Source organism: Raoultella sp. T31 (genome assembly GCF_002806725.1).
Classification (GTDB): Bacteria; Pseudomonadota; Gammaproteobacteria; order Enterobacterales; family Enterobacteriaceae; genus Klebsiella; species Klebsiella electrica.
Map to the genome: position 1 here is coordinate 1 of NZ_PIBO01000059.1, position 20,691 is coordinate 20,691.

The 20,691-nt window shown below is 60.4% G+C and carries 20 protein-coding genes; 13 read left to right on the top strand and 7 right to left on the bottom strand.

What is annotated here, in order from left to right:
• Positions 1–207: 207 nt before the first annotated feature.
• The 5 genes from hypE to hypA all read right to left on the bottom strand — a co-directional run bounded on the left by hypE (position 208) and on the right by hypA (position 3,886).
• Complete coding sequence (gene hypE / locus CWM52_RS24585; protein ID WP_100686453.1) at positions 208–1,218, bottom strand: hydrogenase expression/formation protein HypE; 1,011 nt, start codon at positions 1,216–1,218, stop codon at positions 208–210.
• Positions 1,215–2,336: a hydrogenase formation protein HypD gene (gene hypD, locus CWM52_RS24590; protein ID WP_100686454.1), complete on the bottom strand. Its 1,122-nt coding sequence runs from the start codon at positions 2,334–2,336 to the stop codon at positions 1,215–1,217. The genes hypE and hypD overlap by 4 nt, the downstream gene beginning before the upstream one ends.
• Positions 2,336–2,608, bottom strand: a complete 273-nt coding sequence (locus CWM52_RS24595) for a HypC/HybG/HupF family hydrogenase formation chaperone (RefSeq protein WP_100686455.1) — start codon at positions 2,606–2,608, stop codon at positions 2,336–2,338. The genes hypD and CWM52_RS24595 overlap by 1 nt, the downstream gene beginning before the upstream one ends.
• A complete protein-coding gene (gene hypB / locus CWM52_RS24600) occupies positions 2,599–3,471 on the bottom strand; it encodes a hydrogenase nickel incorporation protein HypB (RefSeq protein ID WP_100686456.1) in 873 nt (290 codons plus the stop codon). Before hypB ends, CWM52_RS24595 begins: the two co-directional genes overlap by 10 nt.
• A 64-nt stretch (positions 3,472–3,535) precedes the next feature.
• Positions 3,536–3,886: a hydrogenase maturation nickel metallochaperone HypA gene (hypA, locus tag CWM52_RS24605; RefSeq protein WP_100686457.1), complete on the bottom strand. Its 351-nt coding sequence runs from the start codon at positions 3,884–3,886 to the stop codon at positions 3,536–3,538.
• Positions 3,887–4,097: 211 nt separating this feature from the next.
• On the opposite strand from hypA, the gene hycA reads away from it, so the two are divergent.
• From hycA to hycI, 9 genes are all read left to right on the top strand, one after another.
• Entirely contained in the window at positions 4,098–4,547 is a 450-nt protein-coding gene (gene hycA / locus CWM52_RS24610; protein ID WP_100686458.1) for a formate hydrogenlyase regulator HycA, read from the top strand.
• An 82-nt stretch (positions 4,548–4,629) separates the two neighbouring features.
• Positions 4,630–5,238, top strand: a complete 609-nt coding sequence (locus CWM52_RS24615; protein WP_100686459.1) for a 4Fe-4S dicluster domain-containing protein — start codon at positions 4,630–4,632, stop codon at positions 5,236–5,238.
• Positions 5,235–7,061 (top strand): formate hydrogenlyase subunit 3, encoded by a 1,827-nt coding sequence (gene hycC, locus CWM52_RS24620; RefSeq protein WP_100686460.1) that lies wholly within the window; start codon positions 5,235–5,237, stop codon positions 7,059–7,061. The genes CWM52_RS24615 and hycC overlap by 4 nt, the downstream gene beginning before the upstream one ends.
• A 2-nt stretch (positions 7,062–7,063) precedes the next feature.
• A complete protein-coding gene (locus CWM52_RS24625) occupies positions 7,064–7,987 on the top strand; it encodes a respiratory chain complex I subunit 1 family protein (protein WP_100686461.1) in 924 nt (307 codons plus the stop codon).
• A gap of 16 nt (positions 7,988–8,003) precedes the next feature.
• Complete coding sequence (hycE, locus tag CWM52_RS24630; RefSeq protein WP_032690989.1) at positions 8,004–9,713, top strand: formate hydrogenlyase subunit HycE; 1,710 nt, start codon at positions 8,004–8,006, stop codon at positions 9,711–9,713.
• A gap of 9 nt (positions 9,714–9,722) precedes the next feature.
• Positions 9,723–10,265 (top strand): formate hydrogenlyase complex iron-sulfur subunit, encoded by a 543-nt coding sequence (locus CWM52_RS24635; protein WP_100686462.1) that lies wholly within the window; start codon positions 9,723–9,725, stop codon positions 10,263–10,265.
• Positions 10,265–11,032, top strand: coding sequence for an NADH-quinone oxidoreductase subunit B family protein (locus tag CWM52_RS24640; protein ID WP_100686463.1), 768 nt, complete (start codon positions 10,265–10,267; stop codon positions 11,030–11,032). Before CWM52_RS24635 ends, CWM52_RS24640 begins: the two co-directional genes overlap by 1 nt.
• The gene (locus CWM52_RS24645) at positions 11,029–11,439 is read left to right on the top strand and encodes a formate hydrogenlyase maturation HycH family protein (protein ID WP_100686464.1); all 411 of its coding nucleotides are present in this window, start codon (positions 11,029–11,031) and stop codon (positions 11,437–11,439) included. Before CWM52_RS24640 ends, CWM52_RS24645 begins: the two co-directional genes overlap by 4 nt.
• Positions 11,432–11,923, top strand: coding sequence for a hydrogenase maturation peptidase HycI (gene hycI, locus CWM52_RS24650; RefSeq protein ID WP_100686465.1), 492 nt, complete (start codon positions 11,432–11,434; stop codon positions 11,921–11,923). The genes CWM52_RS24645 and hycI overlap by 8 nt, the downstream gene beginning before the upstream one ends.
• 506 nt (positions 11,924–12,429) lie before the next feature.
• Here the strand turns inward: hycI and CWM52_RS24655 are convergent.
• Entirely contained in the window at positions 12,430–13,854 is a 1,425-nt protein-coding gene (locus CWM52_RS24655; RefSeq protein WP_100686466.1) for a 6-phospho-beta-glucosidase, read from the bottom strand.
• 29 nt (positions 13,855–13,883) lie between these two features.
• On the bottom strand, positions 13,884–15,326 hold the full coding sequence (ascF, locus tag CWM52_RS24660; RefSeq protein WP_100686467.1) for a PTS cellobiose/arbutin/salicin transporter subunit IIBC: 1,443 nt from the start codon (positions 15,324–15,326) through the stop codon (positions 13,884–13,886).
• Between the two features lie 266 nt (positions 15,327–15,592).
• Here ascF and CWM52_RS24665 point away from each other — a divergent pair, with 266 nt between their 5' ends.
• The 4 genes from CWM52_RS24665 (at position 15,593) to CWM52_RS24680 (ending at position 20,571) form a co-directional block, all read left to right on the top strand.
• On the top strand, positions 15,593–16,606 hold the full coding sequence (locus CWM52_RS24665; protein WP_100686468.1) for a LacI family DNA-binding transcriptional regulator: 1,014 nt from the start codon (positions 15,593–15,595) through the stop codon (positions 16,604–16,606).
• A gap of 147 nt (positions 16,607–16,753) precedes the next feature.
• A complete protein-coding gene (hydN, locus tag CWM52_RS24670) occupies positions 16,754–17,281 on the top strand; it encodes an electron transport protein HydN (protein ID WP_100686469.1) in 528 nt (175 codons plus the stop codon).
• Between the two features lie 12 nt (positions 17,282–17,293).
• Positions 17,294–19,528, top strand: a complete 2,235-nt coding sequence (gene hypF, locus CWM52_RS24675; RefSeq protein ID WP_100686470.1) for a carbamoyltransferase HypF — start codon at positions 17,294–17,296, stop codon at positions 19,526–19,528.
• The gene (locus CWM52_RS24680; protein WP_100686471.1) at positions 19,525–20,571 is read left to right on the top strand and encodes a HoxN/HupN/NixA family nickel/cobalt transporter; all 1,047 of its coding nucleotides are present in this window, start codon (positions 19,525–19,527) and stop codon (positions 20,569–20,571) included. Before hypF ends, CWM52_RS24680 begins: the two co-directional genes overlap by 4 nt.
• Positions 20,572–20,691 lie beyond the last annotated feature (120 nt).

Here is a 20,691-nt window from a genome sequence, read left to right on the forward strand (position 1 = left end):
GAACCCGTCCCGTTAACAAATCCGCGGCAGCCGGTAGCCCGGATAAGGCGTCAGCCGCAATCCGGGAACCCGCCCCGTTAACAAATCCGCCGCAGCCGGTAGCCCGGATAAGGCGCCAGCCGCAATCCGGGAACCCGTCCCGTTAACAAATCCGCGGCAGCCGGTAGCCCGGATAAGGCGTCAGCTGCAATCCGGGAACCCGCCCCGTTAACAAATCCGCGGCAGCGGCTCGGCGTGGGGAAGGTCCAGCGTCCGCTTCACGCCGTACAGGCCGATCGTACGCACCCCGGCACGCTCGACCACGTCGCCGATAATCGCGGCGCGGCGGCCAAGCGGATGGCTTTGAAGCTGCGCCAGCGCGGCCTCAGCCGCTTCCCGGGCAACAACAATCACCAGCTTGCCTTCATTGGCGAAGTTAAGCGCGTCCAGGCCTAACAGTTCGCACACCCCGCGCACGGTCTCGTTCACCGGCAGCTTTTGTTCGTGCAGCTCAATACCGCAGCCGCTGGCGGCAGCAAATTCATGAGCCACGGCGTTCACTCCGCCGCGGGTCGCATCGCGCAGCGCTTTAATGCCGGGAATAGCGCACAGCGTCTGAATTAAGGGCGTCAGCACCGCGCAGTCGCTGGACAGCGCGCCGTCCAGTCCCAGCTGTTCGCGGAGGTTGAGAATGGTGGCGCCGTGGTCGCCCAGCGTGCCGCTGACCAGCAGCACGTCGCCGGGAGCAATCTGCTGCGCCCCCCAGCGAATACCCGCCGGAATAGCGCCGATCCCGGCGGTATTAATAAACAGTTTATCCGCCGCGCCGCGCGGCACGACTTTGGTATCGCCGGTGACGATGGCTATCTCTGCGGCCTGCGCGGTACGGGCCATGCTGTTGACCACGCGTTCCAGCGTGGCCATCTCCAGCCCCTCTTCGAGGATAAATCCGCAGGAGAGGTAGCGCGGCAGAGCGCCGCTGACCGCCACGTCGTTGGCGGTGCCGCATACTGCCAGCTTGCCGATGTCGCCGCCGGGGAAAAACAGCGGATCGATAACGTAGCTGTCGGTGGAGAAGGCGAGACGATCGCCCTGAGCGGTCAGTTGTGCCAGATCGAGACGCGCTTGATCTTCCTGCTCCGCCAGCCACGGGTTGGCGAAAGCCTGCATAAACAGGGAGGCGATCAGCTGCTGCATTGCCTGACCCCCGCTACCGTGCGCTAACTGGACGCTTTTCATACTTCATTTTCCTGACTGCGATATTGATACCAGGCGGCGCAAGCGCCTTCTGATGAGACCATCAGCGCGCCAAACGCGCTTTGTGGGTTACAGACTTGCCCAAACAGCGGGCACTGATGCGGCTTACAGCGGCCGGTCAGCACATCGCCACAGCGCGCGCGCGGATCGTCGCAGACGCGCTGCGGTGCCGGCTGAAAATGGGCTTCAGCGTCAAAGCGCTGATAGGCGGGCGTCAGGCGCACGCCGGAGTTGTTAATGACCCCCAGCCCACGCCACTCGCTATCGCCGGACAGGCAAAAAACGTCGGCAATCGCCGATTGCGCCAGCGGGTTGCCTGCATCAGGCACCACGCGGCGGTACTGATTTTCGACCTCGCTGCGCTGCGCTATTGTCTGCTCAACCAGCATCACCGCGCCTTGCAGTAGATCAAGAGGTTCGAAACCAGCCACCACTAAAGGACGTCGGTAGTCGCTGGCGATAAATCCGTAGGCCTCGGTGCCGATGACCATACTGACATGGCCCGGAGCAAGAAAGGCATCGATGCTGTTATCAGGCTGGTCGAGCAGACTGCGCAGGGTCGGGAGCAGGGTGATGTGCTGACAAAAAAAGAAGAAGTTATCCACGTTGCGCTCGCGAGCCTGACGCAGCGTCAGCGCGGTAGCGGGCATGGTGGTTTCAAAACCGAGGCCGAAGAACACCACTTCCCGTTGCGGGTTCTGCTGCGCCAGCTTCAGCGCATCCATCGGCGAATAGACGATTCGCACATCGGCACCGCGGGATTTCGCCTGCAGCAAGGAGCCGTTTTTACCGGGCACGCGCATGGCGTCGCCGAAGGTGCAGAAAATCACCCCCGGGCGGCTGGCGATATCGATACAGGTGTCGATTCGTCCCATCGGCAGGACGCAGACCGGGCAGCCGGGGCCGTGAATAAATTCGATATTCTCCGGCAGCAGCTGGTCGAGACCGAATTTAAAGATGGCGTGCGTATGGCCGCCGCACACCTCCATAATGCGCAGCGGATGCCCGGCGGTATGAGGCAGCAGATGCGCGCGCGCCTGAAGATGCTCAACCAGCTGCATCACCTGCTCCGGCGCGCGATATTCATCAACAAAACGCATTATCGCTCCTCGCCGTACAGCAGCGCGCCCACGTCAGGCTCGACGTCAAACATATTTTGCAATGCCTCAAGGGTATCGCGGGCTTGCGCTTCATTAATGATGCTCATGGCGAAGCCCACGTGGACCAGTACCCACTGGCCGAGGCGCGGCTGCCTCCGTTCATCCACGCTTCCCACCAGCGTCAGATCGACTTCGCGCTGGATGCCGCACACTTCGACCTTCGCCAGATGGCCGTCAATGGCGCAGATTTGCCCCGGAATGCCTATGCACATGTTTGCGCCTCCAGCCAGCTGAGCCATTTATCCATGCCTTCGCCGCTGGTGGCGGACAGCATAATGATCTCAATATCGGGATTGACCTCGCGCGCGCAGGCAAGGCACTTCGCAACATCAAAGTTGAGGTACGGCAGCAGGTCGATTTTATTTAGCAGCATCAGGCTGGCGGCGGCGAACATATGCGGATACTTCAGCGGCTTATCTTCGCCTTCGGTGACCGACAGCACCGCCACCTTGTGACGTTCGCCGAGGTCGAAGCTCGCCGGGCACACCAGGTTGCCGACGTTTTCAATAAACAGAATGCCATGATCCGCCAGCGGCAGACGCGGGGCGGCATCGGCAATCATCTGCGCATCAAGGTGGCAGCCTTTGCCGGTATTGACCTGAATAGCCGGGGTGCCGGTGGCGCGAATGCGCGCGGCGTCGTTGACCGTCTGCTGGTCGCCTTCGATGACCGCGCAGGCGGTTTTTCCTTTCAGCCGCAGCAGGGTTTCACTCAGCAGCGTGGTTTTGCCGGAACCGGGGCTGGAGACCAGGTTCAGCACCAGCTGGCCGCGCGCGGCAAAGCGTGCGCGGTTGCGGGCCGCCAGACGGTTGTTTTTATCCAGCACGTCGATTTCCACCTCGAGCATCCGGCGCTGGCTCTGGCCCGGCGCGTGGGTTCCTGCCTCGCCGTGGCCGTAGTGCAGGTCGCCACTCTCTGAGCGGGTGGGGGAGAAGCTATCGGTTTTGATGCCGGTAATTGTCATGGTCTGGCGCGGGGCTGGCGCGAAGGGGGCGCTGCGAAACGCCGAGTGGGGGTTATGCTCATCACCTTCGATATAAAGGTTGCCTTCCCCACAGCCGCAAGTGGTACACATAGTTTACTCCTGATCTGTCCCGTCATCGTTCACGTTGTTTTGGTCTCGTCGGAAACAACCCGAATCAGTCGGGGTTCACTTCTATTCGTTGGATCTGTAAGCCGTCGTCGGCGACGATTTGTAAGGTGTCGCTCTGGCACTGCGGGCAGCGCCGCACGTGCTGCGAGATGAGATGCACGTACTGCTGGCAGGATTCACACCAGCATTCGGCCTGTTGTTCGGCAATATGCAGTTCGCAGCCTTCCGCCAGCGTGCCACGGCACACCAGTTCAAAACAGAAGGTCAATGCGCTGGTTTCCACGCAGGAAAATGCGCCGACCTTCAGCCACACGCCGGTCACCCGACGCGCGCCGGCCTGCTGCGCCTGCTGTTCAATAATTTCCAGCGCCCGCTGGCTAAGAGTGATTTCGTGCATGGTCGCCTCCGTATCGCGATGGGCCATATATGCAATAACGATGCCAGGTCATCGCTACTGTCGGATGAACTGTCGATGACGACAGCTGACGGATGTCATCGACATGTCAGTACGGCGTGGGTCTTTTATTAAAATCATTAAATATCAATTAATTAAAGTTTGGCATGGAAAATGCTTGTACGGTGCATCTCATGCAACCGGGGACACCGAGATGACTATTTGGGAAATAAGTGAAAAGGCGGACTACATCGCCGACCGTCACCGTCGCTATCAGGATCAGTGGCGTCAGTACTGCAATTCGCTGGTTCAGGGAATCACCCTGTCAAAAGCGCGTTTGCATCATGCGATGAGCTGTGCGCCGGATAAAGAGCTGTGCTTCGTCCTGTTTGAACATTTTCAGGTGTATGTCGCGCTGGCGGAAGGGTTCAACAACCATACCATCGAGTACTACGTCGAAACGCGCAATGGTGAAGATAAACGCTTGATTGCTCAGGCAACGCTGGCATCCGACGGCACCGTTGACGGCCGGTTCAGCAACCGTTCGCGCGAACAGGTGCTGGAACATTATCTGGCCATTATTGCCAGCGTCTATGACCGTCTGTATGACGCCATGGAACACGACCAGCCGGTGGATTTAAGCCATCTGGCGCTGGCCCATTAATCGTAAGGTGTCGACAGGTGTCGAAAATGACAGCTGAACTCCCTGATTTCGTCAAAAATGACTTTCACCCGAGGATTGCCCGGTGAACCGTTTTGTAATTGCTGACTCCACCGTCTGTATCGGCTGCCGCACCTGCGAAGCCGCCTGCTCAGAAACGCATCGCCAGCACGGCCTGCAGGCCATGCCGCGACTGCAGGTCATGCGTAATGAAAAAGAATCGGCGCCGCAAATGTGCCACCACTGCGAAGATGCCCCCTGCGCCGCGGTGTGTCCGGTTAATGCTATCAATCGCGTCGATGGCGCGGTTCAGCTGAATGAAAGCCTGTGCGTAAGCTGCAAGCTGTGCGCCATTGCCTGCCCGTTCGGGGCGATTGAATTTTCCGGCAGCCGTGCGCTCGATATTCCGGCCAACGCCAATACCCCGATGGCGCCCGCTGCGCCCCCGGCGCCAGCTCGCGTCAGTTCGTTGCTCGACTGGGTGCCCGGCGTGCGCGCTATCGCCGTGAAATGCGATCTGTGCCATTTCGATGAGCAGGGACCGGCCTGCGTGCGTACCTGTCCGACGAAAGCGCTGCTGCTGGTGGATATCCGCGATATCGCCCAGGCCAGCAAGCGCAAGCGTGAGCTGACCTTTAATACCGACCTCGGCGATATGTCGCTGTTTCAGTCGCAACCGGAGGGCGTGAAATGAGCGTGATTTCTTTAGTGAACCAGGCGGTGCTGTGGTATGCCGCCAGCGGCGTGCTGGCATTTTTCTTTACCCGGAGAAAACCGTTAAGCGGGGCGATTGCCGGGATCGGCGGCGCGGTGGCCAGCGCCATGCTGATCGTCGCCGCTATCGCGACGCTGATAACCCCGGAACGGCTGAATGACGGCATGCTGCCGATGCTCTCTTTGCCGGTTAGGGTCAACGGTATCAATGCGCTATGGCTGCTCGCCATTGGCCTCAGCGCCCTGCCCATCGCCCTGTTTAATATTGCCTGGCACCGCCATCCGCAGGTAAAAGCCAACGGCCTGCTGGTGAACCTGCTGCTGGCTTCGGCAACCTGCGCGCTGGTGGTGACCAACCTCGGCACGCTGGTGGTGATGGCGGAGATAATGGCCCTGTGCGGGGCATTTCTGACCGGCTGCGCGCAATCGGCAAAGCTGTGGTTTGCGTTGGGACGCCTGGGAACGCTGCTGATGGCGTGGAGCTGCTGGCTGGTGTGGTCGTTGTACGGCACCCTTGACCTGGCGCAGATTAGCCTGCTCGCCGCCCACGGCCCGCAAAATATGCTGCTGTGGCTACCAGCGCTGGTCGGTTTCGCGCTGCTGGCGGGCGTTATCCCGCTGCACGGTTGGGCGCCGCAGGCGCACGCCGGGGCCAGCGCGCCGGCGTGCGCGCTGTTCTCCACGGTGGTGATGAAAGTGGGGCTGTTTGGCATGCTGACGGTCTCGCTTGCCGGGAGTGCGCCGCCGCTGTGGTGGGGCATCTTGCTGCTGGTCGTGGGGATGGTCACCGCATTTATCGGCGGACTGTATGCCCTGATGGAACACAATATTCAGCGCCTGCTGGCTTATCACACTCTGGAAAATATCGGCATTATTCTGCTGGGGCTTGGCGCCTTCGTCACCGGCCTGGCGCTCAACAGCAATAGCCTGATGGCGCTGGGCTTTATCGGCGGGATGTATCACCTGATCAATCACAGTTTGTTCAAAACGACGCTGTTCCTCGGCGCCGGCGCCGTGTGGTTCCGTACCGGCCATCGCGATATCGAAAAACTGGGCGGGATAGGGAAAAGAATGCCGCTGATTTCGCTGGCGATGCTGGTCGGCCTGATGGCGATGGCCGCGCTGCCGCCGCTGAACGGTTTTGCCGGCGAGTGGGTTATCTACCAGTCCTTCTTCAAACTGAGCACCAGCGACGCCTTTATCGGCCGCCTGCTTGGGCCGCTGCTGGCCGTTGGCCTGGCGATAACCGGCGCGCTGGCGGTGATGTGTATGGCAAAAGTCTACGGCGTCACCTTCCTTGGCGCACCGCGGACTCCGGAGGCGGAGAGCGCCACCTGCGCGCCGCGGCTGATGACGGCAAGCGTCGTACTCGCCGCGCTGTGCTGCGTGGCGGGTGGGGTCGCCGCGCCGTGGCTGTTGACCCTGGTCATCAGGGTTTTACCGGTGCAGGCGCAGATCGCAAGCGTGGTGTCGCAGCCGCTGATCGCCATTCTGCTGCTGGCCTGTCCGCTGCTGCCGTTCCTGCTGATGATCTTCTTTAAAGGCGACCGTCTGCCGGCCCGCTCTCGCGGTGCGGCATGGGTCTGCGGCTACGACCATGAAAAATCGATGGTCATCACCGCTCATGGTTTCGCCATGCCGGTTAAAGAGGCCTTTGCGCCGCTGCTGAAATTGCGTCACTGGCTGAATCCGGTGCGTCTGATCCCCGGCTGGCAGTGCGCCTCGGCGCCTGCGCTGTTCCGCGGCGTCGCGCTGGTTGAGCTGGCGGCGCTGGTGGTTATTGTCATTTCGCGAGGAGCCTGAGAATGAGCGTTTTAATTGCACTATTGCAGGCGCTGGCGCTGTTCGCCGCCGCGCCGCTGTTGTCCGGGCTCACCCGCGTGGCGCGCGCCCGCCTGCACAACCGCCGCGGACCGGGGGTGCTACAGGAGTATCGCGACATCCTCAAACTGCTGGGTCGTCAGAGCGTCGGTCCTGATGCCTCCGGCTGGGTATTCCGCCTGACGCCGTATGTGATGGTAGGTGTCATGCTGACCATTGCCAGCGCGCTGCCGGTCGTCACCGTCGATTCGCCGCTGCCAGGGCTGGGCGACCTGATCACGCTGATTTACCTGTTTGCTATCGCCCGTTTCTTCTTTGCTATCGCCGGTCTGGACACCGGCAGTCCGTTTACCGCTCTCGGGGCGAGCCGCGAAGCGATTCTTGGCGTACTGGTGGAGCCCATTTTGCTGCTTGGCCTGTGGGTGACGGCGCAGGTCGCCGGTTCCACCCATATCAGCAGCATCACCGACACCCTTTATCACTGGCCCACTGCCCACTCGGTGCCGCTGGTGCTGGCGCTGTGCGCCTGCGCGTTTGCCACCTTTATCGAAATGGGCAAATTGCCGTTCGACCTGGCGGAAGCGGAGCAGGAGCTGCAGGAGGGGCCGCTGACCGAATACAGCGGCAGCGGTTTTGCGGTCCTGAAGTGGGGCATCAGCCTCAAACAACTGGTGGTGCTGCAGATGTTTGTCGGCGTGTTTATCCCGTGGGGGCAGATGACTCACTTTAGTGTCGCCGGCCTGCTGCTGGCGCTGGTCGTCGCCATCGGCAAGCTGGTGGCGGGCGTGCTGGTTATCGCCCTGTTTGAAAACAGCATGGCGCGTCTGCGCTTTTGTGCCACTTCCCGCGTCACCTGGGCCGGTTTTGGCTTTGCGTTTTTAGCTTTCGTCTCCTTGCTGGCGGCGTGATTAAGAGAGTTTGAGCATGTCTGAAGAAAAAATCGGTCAACACTATCTCGCCGCGCTGCATCAGGCCTTCCCGGGCGTGGTGCTCGACGAGGCCTGGCAGACCAAAGATCAGCTCACCGTGACGGTGAAGGTCAACTATCTCCCGGAAGTCGTGGAGTTCCTCTACTACCAGCAGGGCGGCTGGCTGTCGGTGTTGTTCGGTAACGACGAACGGAAGCTTAACGGCCACTATGCCGTGTATTACGTGCTATCGATGGAGCAGGGCACCCGCTGCTGGATAACCGTGCGCGTCGAAGTGGATGCCGACAAACCGGAATATCCGTCGGTGACGCCGCGCGTGCCTGCCGCCGTGTGGGGCGAGCGCGAAGTGCGCGATATGTACGGTCTGATACCGGTGGGGCTGCCGGATGAGCGCCGCCTGGTACTGCCGGACGACTGGCCGGATGAACTCTATCCGCTGCGTAAAGACAGCATGGATTATCGTCAGCGCCCGGCGCCGACCACCGATGCGGAGACCTACGAGTTTATCAACGAGCTGGGCAGCAAGAAAAACAACGTGGTGCCGATTGGCCCGCTGCACGTCACCTCCGATGAACCCGGCCACTTCCGCCTGTTCGTTGACGGCGAGAATATCATCGACGCCGATTACCGCCTGTTCTACGTCCATCGCGGCATGGAAAAGCTGGCGGAAACCCGCATGGGCTACAACGAAGTGACCTTCCTGTCGGACCGGGTGTGCGGTATCTGCGGCTTTGCCCACAGTACGGCCTACACCACCTCCGTCGAGAATGCGATGGGCATCGTGGTACCGGAACGCGCGCAGATGATCCGCGCCATTCTGCTGGAGGTGGAACGCCTGCACTCGCACCTGCTGAACCTCGGTCTCGCCTGTCATTTCACCGGTTTTGACTCCGGGTTTATGCAGTTCTTCCGCGTGCGTGAGACGTCAATGAAGATGGCGGAGATCCTCACCGGGGCGCGTAAAACCTACGGGATGAACCTGATTGGCGGCATCCGTCGCGACCTGCTGAAAGAGGACATGATCCAGACAAGAGCGCTGGCGCAGCAGATGCGCCGTGATGTGCAGGAGCTGGTGGATATGCTGCTCAGTACGCCGAATATGGAACAGCGTACCGTCGGCATCGGTCGTCTTGACCCGCAAATCGCCCGCGACTTCAGCAACGTCGGCCCGATGGTGCGCGCCAGCGGCCACGCCCGCGACACCCGTGCCGATCACCCGTTTGTCGGTTACGGCCTGCTGCCGATGGAAGTGCACAGCGAGCAGGGTTGCGATGTAATTTCGCGTCTGAAGGTACGTATCAACGAAGTCTACACTGCGCTGAATATGATCGACTTCGGCCTCGATAACCTGCCGGGCGGCCCGCTGGCGGTGGAAGGCTTTACCTATATCCCGCACCGTTTTGCGCTGGGCTTCTCGGAAGCGCCGCGCGGGGATGATATCCACTGGAGCATGACCGGCGACAACCAGAAACTGTACCGCTGGCGCTGCCGTGCGGCCACCTACGCCAACTGGCCGACCCTGCGCTATATGCTGCGCGGCAACACCGTCTCCGACGCGCCGCTGATTATCGGTAGCCTCGACCCGTGCTACTCCTGTACCGACCGCATGACCGTGGTCGATGTGCGGAAGAAAAAAAGCAAAGTGGTGCCGTACAAAGAGCTGGAGCGCTACAGCATCGAGCGTAAAAACTCGCCGCTGAAATAAGGAATCGCCATGTTTACCTTTATCAAAAAAGTGATCAAAACCGGCAACGCGACGCACGCTTATCCGCTGGAGCCGATGCCGGTAGATAAAAACTTTCGCGGCAAACCGGAACATACGCCGCAGCAGTGTATCGGCTGCGCGGCCTGCGTTAACGCCTGCCCGTCGAACGCGCTGACGGTGGCGACGGACCTGGTGACGCGCGAGCTGGCGTGGCAGTTCGACCTCGGGCGCTGCATTTTTTGCGCCCGCTGCGAAGAGGTGTGCCCGACGGCGGCCATCAAGCTGTCGCAGGAGTATGAGCTGGCGGTATGGAAGAAAGAGGATTTCCTCCAGCAGTCGCGCTTTGCCATCTGCCACTGCCGGGTGTGCGAACGCCCGTTCGCCGTACAAAAAGAGATCGACTACGCCATCGCGCTGCTCAGGCACAACGGCGATACGCGCGCTGAACTGCATCGCGAAAGCTTCGAGACCTGCCCGGAGTGTAAACGCCAGAAGTGCCTGGTGCCGTCCGACCGTATTGAACTGACTCGCCATATGAGAGAGGCCTGCTGATGAGCAATTTACTGGGCCCGCGCGATGAAAACGGCATCCCGTTGCCGATGACGGTGGAGGAGTCCATCGCCAGCATGAAGGCATCGCTGCTGAAGAAAATTAAGCGTTCCGCCTATGTCTATCGCGTGGACTGTGGCGGCTGCAACGGCTGCGAAATTGAGATTTTCGCCACCCTGTCGCCGCTGTTTGATGCCGAACGCTTCGGGATCAAAGTGGTGCCGTCACCGCGCCATGCCGACATTCTGCTGTTTACCGGCGCGGTCACCCGCGCCATGCGTTCACCGGCGCTGCGCGCCTGGCAGTCGGCGCCGGATCCGAAAATCTGCATCTCTTACGGCGCCTGCGGCAACAGCGGCGGTATTTTCCACGACCTTTACTGCGTGTGGGGCGGCACCGACAAAATTGTCCCGGTGGACGTCTATATTCCGGGCTGTCCGCCGACCCCGGCCGCGACGCTGTACGGCTTCGCCATGGCGCTGGGCCTGCTGGAACAGAAAATACATGCCCGTCTGCCGGGCGAGCAGGATGACAAAGCGGCGGAGATTCTCCACCCCGGCATGGTGCAACCGCTGCGCGTGCGTATCGACCGCGAAGCGCGTCGTCTGGCGGGTTACCGCTACGGGCGTCAGATTGCCGATGACTATATGCGCCTGCTGGCGCAGGGGGATAGCCAGGTGGTGCGCTGGCTGGAGGCGGAAAAAGATCCGCGTCTGACCGAGATAGTCACCCATCTGAACCTGGTGGTCGAGGGGGCGCGTATCCGATGAGCGAGACGGTGGTGTTCAGTCAGCTGAGCCGTAAATTTATTGATGAGAACGACTCCACGCCGGATCAGGCGCAGCAGGTGGTCTATTACAGCCTGGCGATTGGCCACCACCTCGGCGTCATTGATTGTCTGGAGACGGCGCTGAGCTGCCCGTGGGAAGAGTATCTGGCGTGGATAGCCACGCTGGACGCTGGCAGCGCCGCGCGGCGCAAGATGGAAGGCGTGCCGAAGTACGGCGAGATTGTGATCGACAGCAACCATGTGACGATGCTCGCCCACGCCTTTGATAAAGCGCAGGCCCGGCAGACCCCCGAACAGCAGGCGTGGAGTAAAACCATGCTCAGCATGCTGCATGATATTCACCAGGAAAGCGCCATCTACCTGATGGTGAGGAGACTCCGTGACTGACGTTTTACTCTGTGTTGGCAATAGCATGATGGGCGACGACGGCGCAGGCCCGTTGCTGGCGGAGATGTGCGCCGCCAGGCCGGTCGGTGAATGGGTAGTGATTGACGGCGGCAGCGCCCCGGAAAACGACATCGTCGCCATTCGCGAGCTGCGCCCGGAGAGGCTGTTAATCGTCGATGCTACCGATATGGGGCTCAACCCCGGCGAAATTCGTCTCGTCGACCCGGACGATATCGCCGAAATGTTTATGATGACCACCCACAATATGCCGCTCAATTATCTGATCGACCAGTTGCAAGAGGATGTTGGCGAGGTGATTTTTCTCGGGATTCAGCCGGATATCGTCGGCTTTTATTACCCGATGACCCAGCCGATTAAGGACGCGGTCGAACGGGTGTATCAGAAGCTTAACGGCTGGCAGGGCAGCGGCGGATTTGCGCAGCTTGAGGCGGCCGAAGAGGCGGTATCCCCCGGCTTGCGCTGACGCGTAGCCGGGCTACGGGCTGACCGGGCTACAGTACCCTGGTAGCCCGGCTAAGCGCAGCGCGAGCCGGGAGTTCGGCCATGGAGGAGCAAGTTTACTTTGTTCCCGGGTCGCGGCGTACACGCCTTACCCGGGCTACGGGGCCACAAGTTGTACGACGCGTAGCCCGGCTAAGCGCAGCGCGAGCCGGGAGTTCGGCCATGGAGGAGCAAGTTTACTTTGTTCCCGGGTCGCGGCGTAAACGCCTTACCCGGGCTACGGGGCCACAAGCTGTACGACGCGTAGCCCGGCTAAGCGCAGCGCGAGCCGGGAGTTTGGCCAGGGGGAGCAAGTTTACTTTTTTCCCGGGTCGCGGCGTAAACGCCTTACCCGGGCTACGGGGCCACAAGCTGTATGACGCGTAGCCCGGCTAAGCGCAGCGCAGGCAGGGAAAACCCTGAAGGGCGGCCTGTGCAATCGCAGTGTGTAGGCCGGGTAAGGCGTGAGCCGCCACCCGGCAATACAGGCTACTCCAGATCCGCCCCGTTGCTGGCAATCACCTTCTTATACCACCAGAACGATTTTTTACGCTTACGCGCCAGCGTACCGTGACCGGCATCGTCGCGATCAACGTACACAAAGCCATAGCGCTTGCTCATTTCGCCGGTAGAGGCGGAGACCAGATCGATGCAGCCCCAGCTGGTATAACCCATCACCGGGATCCCGTCGGCAATAGCGTCGCGCATCGCTTTGATATGCTCACGCAAATAGCTGATGCGGTAGTCATCATGAATCTCGCCGTTGGCATCGATCTCGTCCCGGGCGCCGAGGCCATTCTCCACCAGGAACAGCGGCTTCTGATAACGGTCATACATCATATTCATGGTGATGCGCAGACCAAGCGGGTCAATGCCCCAGCCCCATTCGCTGGCCTGAATATGCGGATTCTTCAGTGATTTAACGATATTGGCGGCGTTGGTGTTACTGGCGTTCATCTCCGCTGAGGCGCAGCGCGAGGCGTAATAGCTGAAAGAGACAAAATCAACGGTATGCTTGAGAATCTCGTCATCGCCCGGCTCTTTGGCTATCACCACCCCTTTTTCACGGAATACCCGCGCAGCCCACACCGGGTAGGCGCCGCGCGCCTGCACATCGATAAAGAACAGGTTTTCGCGGTCCTTTTCCAGCGCCATCCACACATCTTCCGGCTTACAGGAGTACGGATAAAAATTGCCGCCCGCCAGCATACAGCCGACCTGGTTGTGCGGGTTGACCTCGTGGGCGATTTGGGTGGCCAGCGCGCTGGCCACCAGCTCGTGGTGAGCCGCCTGGTACTTGACCTGCTCCTGGTTCTCCCCCTCTTCAAACACCAGCCCGGCGCCGGAGTAGGGGCTATGGAGCATAATGTTGATTTCGTTGAAGGTGAGCCAGTACTTCACCAGCCCGTTGAAGGCTTCAAAGCAGGTACGGGCGTAGCGGGTAAAGAACTCCACCATTTTACGATTGCGCCATGAACCGTATTCAATGACCAGATGCATCGGTACATCGAAGTGGCAAAGGGTCACCAGCGGCTCAATCCCGTACTTTTTGCACTCTGCAAACAGCGAGCGATAAAAGGCGATCCCTGCTTGATTTGGCTCCAGCTCATCGCCATTCGGATACAGACGACTCCAGGCAATTGAGGTGCGGAAGACGCGAAAGCCCATCTCCGCCATCAGAGCGATATCTTCTTTATAGCGATGATAAAAATCGATGGCCTCGTGGCTTGGATAAAATTCATCGTCACGTAGCTGAAAACGCTTCTCCAGCCCGAGCTTTACCGGCATGCGGTTCGCGCCGTGGGGCAGCGTATCCACGGTGGTCAGCCCTTTGCCGCCCTCGAGATACCCTCCTTCAGACTGATTTGCGGCCAGCGCGCCGCCCCATAAAAAGCCGTGTGGAAAAGTCGACATGCGTTACCTCGCTTGCAAAAAAATAGTGTTCAGACGTGTGATGGCCGGGTCGTGGTCTGGCGCGCTCGGGCATCGGCGGCGGCCTCTTCTACCGGGATATCTTCAAAGCCGAGCAGCAGCGTCAGCACGAAGGAGAGCACCACCGCCAGCGCCATCACCCCAAAGACCCAGACGATGGTCATCGGGTTAGCCGGATCGAAAAACTGGACGCTGGTGAACAGGCCCGGTGCCGCCATCGAGTGGCTGGCAAGCCCGGCGATACCGGCCACCGCGCCGCAGATAAAGCCGCTGATCAGGCTGGCGATCAGCGGACGTTTAAGGCGCACCGCGACACCGTACAGCGCCGGTTCGGAGATCCCGGCCAGAATGGCGGAGGCCGCGGCCGCCAGCGCAGTCTGGCGCAGCTCCGGATTTTTGGTTTTCCAGGCTACCGCCAGCGATGAGCCGCCCAGCGACAGGTTGGCGCCGATTTCTGACGGCATTACCATCCCTTCTTTACCGGTTTCGGCAATGGTCTGAATAATGGTCGGGGTGAAAACGCGGTGCATCCCGGTCATCACCAGCAGCGGCCACAGGGCGCCCATAATCGCCACCGACAGCCAGCCCAGATAGCTATGAATGGTGTACACCAGCGCGGAGATGGCGCTGCCGATCCAGATCCCGAGCGGGCCTATCAGCAGGATCGCCAGCGGCGCGGCAATCAGCACGATCAGCATCGGCTTAAGGAAGTTCTTCGTCACCGCCGGGGTAATTTTATCTACCCAGCGTTCGATATATGACAGGCACCAGGTCATCACCAGTGCCGGAATAACGGTATAGGTGTATTTCACCGCCGTCACCGGAATAAAGGCGAACTCAACGTGCTCGCCCTGAGCCGCTTTCGCCATCAGCTCAATAAAACTCGGATGGACCAGCACCCCGGCAATGGCGATCGCCAGCGACATATTGGTTTTGAATTTTACCGCCGCGGAGGCGGCGACCATCAGCGGCAGGAAGAAGAATGCGCCGTCGCCGATAACGGTCAAAATGGTTAGCGTGGGCGAACCTTTAGGCAGAACGCCGCTCATCTCAAGGATCATCGCCAGCAGTTTGACCATCGATCCGCCGATGATGGCGGGGATCAGCGGCGACATGGTGCCGATCAGCGCATCGAGGATCCCAGCGCCGATACGTTTTAACGTCAGCGGCGGTTTGCCCTCAGGTTCCGCGGGGCGCATATCGTCCGGCAGCAGGTTGACCACTTCGCGAAACGCCTGCGATACCGTATTGCCGATGATAACCTGGCACTGGTTGTCGCTGCGCACCACGCCAAGCACGCCTTTCAGGCTTTTCAGCGCGGCGCTGTCCACCCGCGCGTTATCTTTGACCACAAACCGCAGACGGGTCATACAGTGGGTGACAGCCGCGATGTTATCCGCCCCGCCTGTTGCCGTCAGAATTTGCTTCGCCAGGGCTGCGTAATTTTTAGACATCGGATTTTATCCTGTTTAATCAATAGAGTACTGGCTAGTTATCGCACCTGAGGAGCGTGCGCTATCTGAGATACATAGGAAACCGGTTCCACAAAATCATGATGAGTTTCATTTGTTCTAACAAGATCTAAAAAAATCATTTTCTCGTTTTGTGATTTCGATCGCTATGTGAGGCGGGAAAGAATCTGCGCTGCGCGCGAGTCAAAGCTGTAAAACGGCGAGGCGTGCAGTACACTGCGGGCATCTTTTGCAACAGGAAGAACAACATGGCAACGATGCTGGAGGTGGCGAAACGCGCGGGCGTCTCGAAGGCGACCGTTTCCCGGGTGCTGTCGGGCAACGGCTATGTCAGCCAGGAAACGAAAGATCGCGTATTCCAGGCTGTGGCGGAAAGCGGCTATCGGCCGAATCTGCTGGCGCGTAACCTGGCCACCAGAAAGAGTCAGACGCTGGGGCTGGTGGTGACCAACACCCTTTATCACGGGGTCTATTTTAGCGAGTTGTTGTTTCACGTTGCGCGGATGACGGAAGACAAAGGACGCCAGCTGATTCTGGCCGACGGCAAGCACAGCGCCGAAGAAGAGCGCGCGGCGATCCAGCACCTGCTCGACCTGCGCTGCGATGCCATTATCATCTATCCGCGTTTTCTCAGCGTTGATGAAATGGACGAGATCGTGGAAAACCAGGCGCAGCCGATTATGGTGCTCAACCGCCGCCTGCGGCGCAATGCCAGCCACTGCGTCTGGTCCGATCAAAAAGCCTCGGCGTTTATGGCGGTCGAAAAGCTGATTACCCGCGGTCATCGCGATATTGCGTTTATCACCGGCTCGCTGGACTCGCCAACCGGGATTGAACGCCTTTCCGGCTATAAAGATGCGCTGACGAAACACGGAATTTCGCTGAATAATGAGCTGATTGTTGAGGGCCGGTGGACGCCGGAAACCGGCGCGGCCGGTGTAGAGACGCTGCGTCGGCGCGATGTTGGTTACAGTGCGCTGGTGGCGAGCAATGACGACATGGCGATTGGCGCGATGAAGCAGCTACATCAGCAGGGCGTGCGGATCCCGCAGCAGGTCTCGGTCATCGGCTTCGATGATATCGTGCTGGCGCCGTATATGGTTCCGGCGCTCTCCAGCGTCAAAATACCGGTGACGGAGATGATCAAGGAGAGCATTAACCGACTGATCTTTATGCTCGACGGCGGCGATTTTAAATATCAGCAAACCTTCCCCGGCGAGTTGCTTGAACGTGACTCGATAGCCCCGGGACCGTTCGCCTGACGTCGTCACCTGTCATCGTCAGATGTGACGATGACAGAATCGGTTCTTCGTCTTTATATTATTCATTTCCTTTAATATCAGTGTGATAAAAACTGGAACGTATTATGCATACTCCGCCGCGTAACCTTCTTACTGCTGGAGAAATGGATGAACCGTTTCATTATCGCCGACGCAAGCAAATGCATCGGCTGCCGCACCTGTGAAGTGGCCTGCGTGGTCTCTCATCAGGAAAATCAGGACTGCGCCGCGCTGACGCCCAAATCCTTCTTACCGCGTATCCATGTGATCAAAGGCGTTAACGTCTCGACGGCGACCGCCTGTCGTCAGTGTGAAGACGCGCCGTGCGCCAACGTCTGTCCGAACGGCGCTATCAGCCGGGATAAAGGCTTTATCCACGTGATGCAGGAGCGCTGCATCGGCTGTAAAACCTGCGTGGTGGCCTGTCCGTACGGCGCTATGGAGGTGGTCGTGCGTCCGGTGATTCGTCATAGCGGCGCCGGGCTGAACGTGATGGCGGAAAAAGCGGAAGCCAATAAATGCGATCTTTGTCATCACCGCGAAGAGGGACCCGCCTGTATAGAGGTCTGCCCGACGCATGCGCTGGTTTGCGTGGATCGCAATAAGCTTGAGCAGATGAATAGCGAAAAACGTCGTCGTACGGCGCTGGCCTGGTAAGGCTATGGCGCGATGAACGGGGTGCAGATTCGCATTCGCGGTAAAGTGCAGGGGGTGGGCTTCCGCCCCTTTGTCTGGCAGCTGGCGCAGCAGTCAGCACGCTGCGGCGACGTATGTAACGACGGTGACGGGGTACTGGTGCGCCTGCTGGGCGATGAGGCGGCATTTCTCGCCGCGCTGACCCGCCGCTGCCCGCCGCTGGCGCGCATCGACAGCGTGGAAACCCGGCCGTTTCACTGGCGTAGGCAGCCGCAGGATTTCGCCATCCGCGAAAGCGGCGGCGGCAGTATGCGTACCCAGATTGTGCCCGATGCGGCCACCTGTCCGGCGTGCCTGGCGGAGATGAACAATCCGCAGGAGCGCCGCTACCGCTATCCGTTTATTAACTGTACCCACTGTGGGCCGCGTTTCACCATTATTCGCGCGATGCCCTATGACCGTCCCTTTACCTCAATGGCCCCTTTTCCCCTCTGTCCGCGCTGCGAGGCCGAGTATCGCCACCCTGGCGACCGACGTTTTCATGCTCAGCCGGTGGCCTGCGCCGACTGTGGCCCGCGTCTGGAGTGGCGTACTGAAGCGCAATCGCTGACCGGAGAGGCGGCCTTGCAGGCGGCCATTCGCCAGTTGCAAGACGGACTGATTGTCGCCATCAAGGGGGTGGGCGGTTTTCACCTGGTGTGTGACGCCGGGAATCCGCGCGCGGTGGCGTTGCTGCGCGCGCGCAAACATCGTCCGGCAAAGCCGCTGGCGGTGATGCTGCCGACGGCAGACAGCCTGCCGGAAGCGGCGCAGGCGTTACTGACTTCACCCGCAGCGCCCATCGTATTGATCGAGAAATCACAGGTTGATGGCCTGTGTGACGACATTGCGCCCGCGCTGAATGAAGTGGGGGTGATGCTGCCATCTAATCCGTTGCAGCATCTGGTTTTGCAGGCGCTGGCACGGCCTTTAGTGATGACCTCCGGCAACCTGAGCGGACGGCCACCGGCGATCGCCAACGCCGATGCGCTGCGCGATTTGGCCGGGATTGCCGATGGCTTTCTGCTGCACAACCGCGACATCGTGCAGCGGATGGATGACTCGGTGGTGCGGCAAAGTGGTGAAATGCTACGTCGTTCGCGGGGCTATGTGCCCGACGCGATGCCGCTACCGCCGGGGTTTCGTGACGTGCCGCCGCTGCTGTGCCTCGGCGCCGATATGAAAAATACCTTTTGTCTGGCGCGTGGAGAGCAGGCGGTACTGAGTCAGCACTTCGGCGACCTCGGCGATGAGGGCGTAGAACAACAGTGGCATCAGGCGCGGCGTCTGATGCAAGAGGTTTATGGTTTCACCCCCAGCCTGGTGGTCAGCGATGCGCATCCGGGCTACCGCTCGACGCAGTGGGCGGCCTCGTTGGCGCTGCCGGTTGAGCGCGTCCTGCATCACCATGCCCATGCCGCCGCCTGCCTGGCGGAACACGGCTGGCCGCTGGACGGCGGCGAGGTGATAGCCGTGGTCCTTGACGGTATCGGTATGGGGGAAGACGGCGCGCTGTGGGGCGGCGAGTGCCTGCGGGTCAACTACCGGCAGTGCGAACGCCTCGGCGGACTACCGGCGGTGGCACTCCCCGGCGGCGATCTGGCGGCTCGTCAGCCGTGGCGCAATCTGCTGGCTCACTGCCTGGCCTACGTCGACGACTGGCAACACGATGCGCAAACCGCGGCGCTGCGCCGGCACAACTGGCCGCTGCTGGCGCGGGCTATTGCGCGGGGGATGAATGCGCCGAAGGCGTCGTCCTGCGGGCGATTGTTTGATGCGGTGGCCTGCGCACTGGGCTGCGCGGCGGACAGCCTGAGCTATGAAGGCGAGGCGGCCTGTCGGCTGGAGGCGTTAGCCAGCGCCTGCGATGGCGTCACGCATCCTGTCCGCTTGCCGTGGCAGGCGGGCGAACTGGATCTGGCTACCTTCTGGCCGCAGTGGCTGGGATGGCGGGCGAACCGCGAACAAAAAGCCTGGGCCTTTCACGATGCGCTGGCCTGCGGAGTGGCTGCGATGGCGCGCGATTGTGCGACGTCGCGGGGGATAACTACGCTGGCATTCAGCGGCGGCGTGTTGCACAACCGGCTGCTGGTCTCACGATTGACCTTTTATCTGGCGGATTTTACTCTGCTGTTTCCGCAGCAGCTCCCTGCCGGCGATGGGGCCATCGCGTTTGGTCAGGCGGTCGTGGCCGCAGCCCGCTGGCAGGCTCACAGGACATCATCATGATAGTGACAATTTTACGCCAGCAGCCACGTGCCGCCGCGCTGGTGCTGGGACTGATTGTGGCAAATTTGCTGGCCTGGTGCTGGGCCTGGCAGGCGTTTGGCGATAGTGGCGCGCTGATGGCGGCGAGTCTGCTGGCCTGGGGGTATGGATTGCGCCATGCGGTCGATGCCGACCATATCGCGGCGATTGACAGCGTCACCCGCAAAATGATGCAGCAGGGGCGTCGACCCTTTGCCGTCGGAGCCTGGTTCTCATTGGGTCACTCGTCGATTGTGGTACTGGCTTCGGCGGCGATTGCCGCGACCGCTACCGCTTTCGGTCGGCAGATGAGCTGGCTTCACGATACCGGCAGCGTGATTGGCACGGCGGTCTCGGCGCTGTTTTTATTACTGATGGCGTTTATCAACCTGGTGATTTTACGCAGCGTCTGGCGCAGTTTTCGCGCGTGGAAGAGAGGCGGCAAGGTGAGCGATGAGGTGGCGACCGGCGGCGGCATGATGAGCTGGCTATTCGGTAAAACCTTTCGTCTGATTAGCCGTAGCTGGCAGATGTATCTGGTGGGATTTCTGTTTGGCCTCGGATTTGATACCGCCACCGAGATCGGCGTGCTGGGGATTTCTGCCGCCAGTGCGTCAAGCGGCATGTCCATCTGGTCGATCATGGTCTTTCCGGCGCTGTTTGCCAGCGGGATGGCGTTGGTGGATACCCTCGATAATGTGCTTATGGTCGGCGCCTACGGCTGGGCGTTTAGCAAGCCGCAGCGCAAGCTCTATTACAATATGACCATTACCGGCACGTCGGTGGTAGTGGCATTATTTATCGGTGGTCTGGAAGCGCTGGGGCTGCTGATGGACAAGTTTTCGCTTAGCGGCGGGCTATGGCGCTGGGTCGGCGCGCTGAACGATAATCTCGGCGACGCCGGTTTTGTGGTTATCGGGCTGTTTGTCGCCTGCTGGGCGCTGTCGGTGCTCAACTACCGCTGGCGCGGTTACGATAATCTATCGTGCCAGGCTGGGGATCCCCCCGGCTCGCGCTGCGCTTAGCCGGGCTACCTGAGCCAGACTGGCATGATGCCCGGCGGCGCTGCGCTTGCGCGGGCCTACGGGGTGAAGGTCGAGCTGTATGACCACAAAAGCGCACAGCTGGTGTGCTGCCCGGCGGCG

Coding starts and splice junctions, on each gene's coding strand:
- hypD (WP_100686454.1), bottom strand. CDS start 2,336: ATGCGTTTTGTTGATGAATATCGCGCGCCGGAGCAGGTGATGCAGCTG.
- ascF (WP_100686467.1), bottom strand. CDS start 15,326: ATGTCTAAAAATTACGCAGCCCTGGCGAAGCAAATTCTGACGGCAACA.
- hycE (WP_032690989.1), top strand. CDS start 8,004: ATGTCTGAAGAAAAAATCGGTCAACACTATCTCGCCGCGCTGCATCAG.
- hypA (WP_100686457.1), bottom strand. CDS start 3,886: ATGCACGAAATCACTCTTAGCCAGCGGGCGCTGGAAATTATTGAACAG.
- hycC (WP_100686460.1), top strand. CDS start 5,235: ATGAGCGTGATTTCTTTAGTGAACCAGGCGGTGCTGTGGTATGCCGCC.
- hypB (WP_100686456.1), bottom strand. CDS start 3,471: ATGTGTACCACTTGCGGCTGTGGGGAAGGCAACCTTTATATCGAAGGT.
- CWM52_RS24595 (WP_100686455.1), bottom strand. CDS start 2,608: ATGTGCATAGGCATTCCGGGGCAAATCTGCGCCATTGACGGCCATCTG.
- CWM52_RS24680 (WP_100686471.1), top strand. CDS start 19,525: ATGATAGTGACAATTTTACGCCAGCAGCCACGTGCCGCCGCGCTGGTG.
- CWM52_RS24655 (WP_100686466.1), bottom strand. CDS start 13,854: ATGTCGACTTTTCCACACGGCTTTTTATGGGGCGGCGCGCTGGCCGCA.
- CWM52_RS24665 (WP_100686468.1), top strand. CDS start 15,593: ATGGCAACGATGCTGGAGGTGGCGAAACGCGCGGGCGTCTCGAAGGCG.
- hypF (WP_100686470.1), top strand. CDS start 17,294: ATGAACGGGGTGCAGATTCGCATTCGCGGTAAAGTGCAGGGGGTGGGC.
- hydN (WP_100686469.1), top strand. CDS start 16,754: ATGAACCGTTTCATTATCGCCGACGCAAGCAAATGCATCGGCTGCCGC.
- CWM52_RS24625 (WP_100686461.1), top strand. CDS start 7,064: ATGAGCGTTTTAATTGCACTATTGCAGGCGCTGGCGCTGTTCGCCGCC.
- CWM52_RS24640 (WP_100686463.1), top strand. CDS start 10,265: ATGAGCAATTTACTGGGCCCGCGCGATGAAAACGGCATCCCGTTGCCG.
- CWM52_RS24645 (WP_100686464.1), top strand. CDS start 11,029: ATGAGCGAGACGGTGGTGTTCAGTCAGCTGAGCCGTAAATTTATTGAT.
- CWM52_RS24635 (WP_100686462.1), top strand. CDS start 9,723: ATGTTTACCTTTATCAAAAAAGTGATCAAAACCGGCAACGCGACGCAC.
- hycA (WP_100686458.1), top strand. CDS start 4,098: ATGACTATTTGGGAAATAAGTGAAAAGGCGGACTACATCGCCGACCGT.
- hypE (WP_100686453.1), bottom strand. CDS start 1,218: ATGAAAAGCGTCCAGTTAGCGCACGGTAGCGGGGGTCAGGCAATGCAG.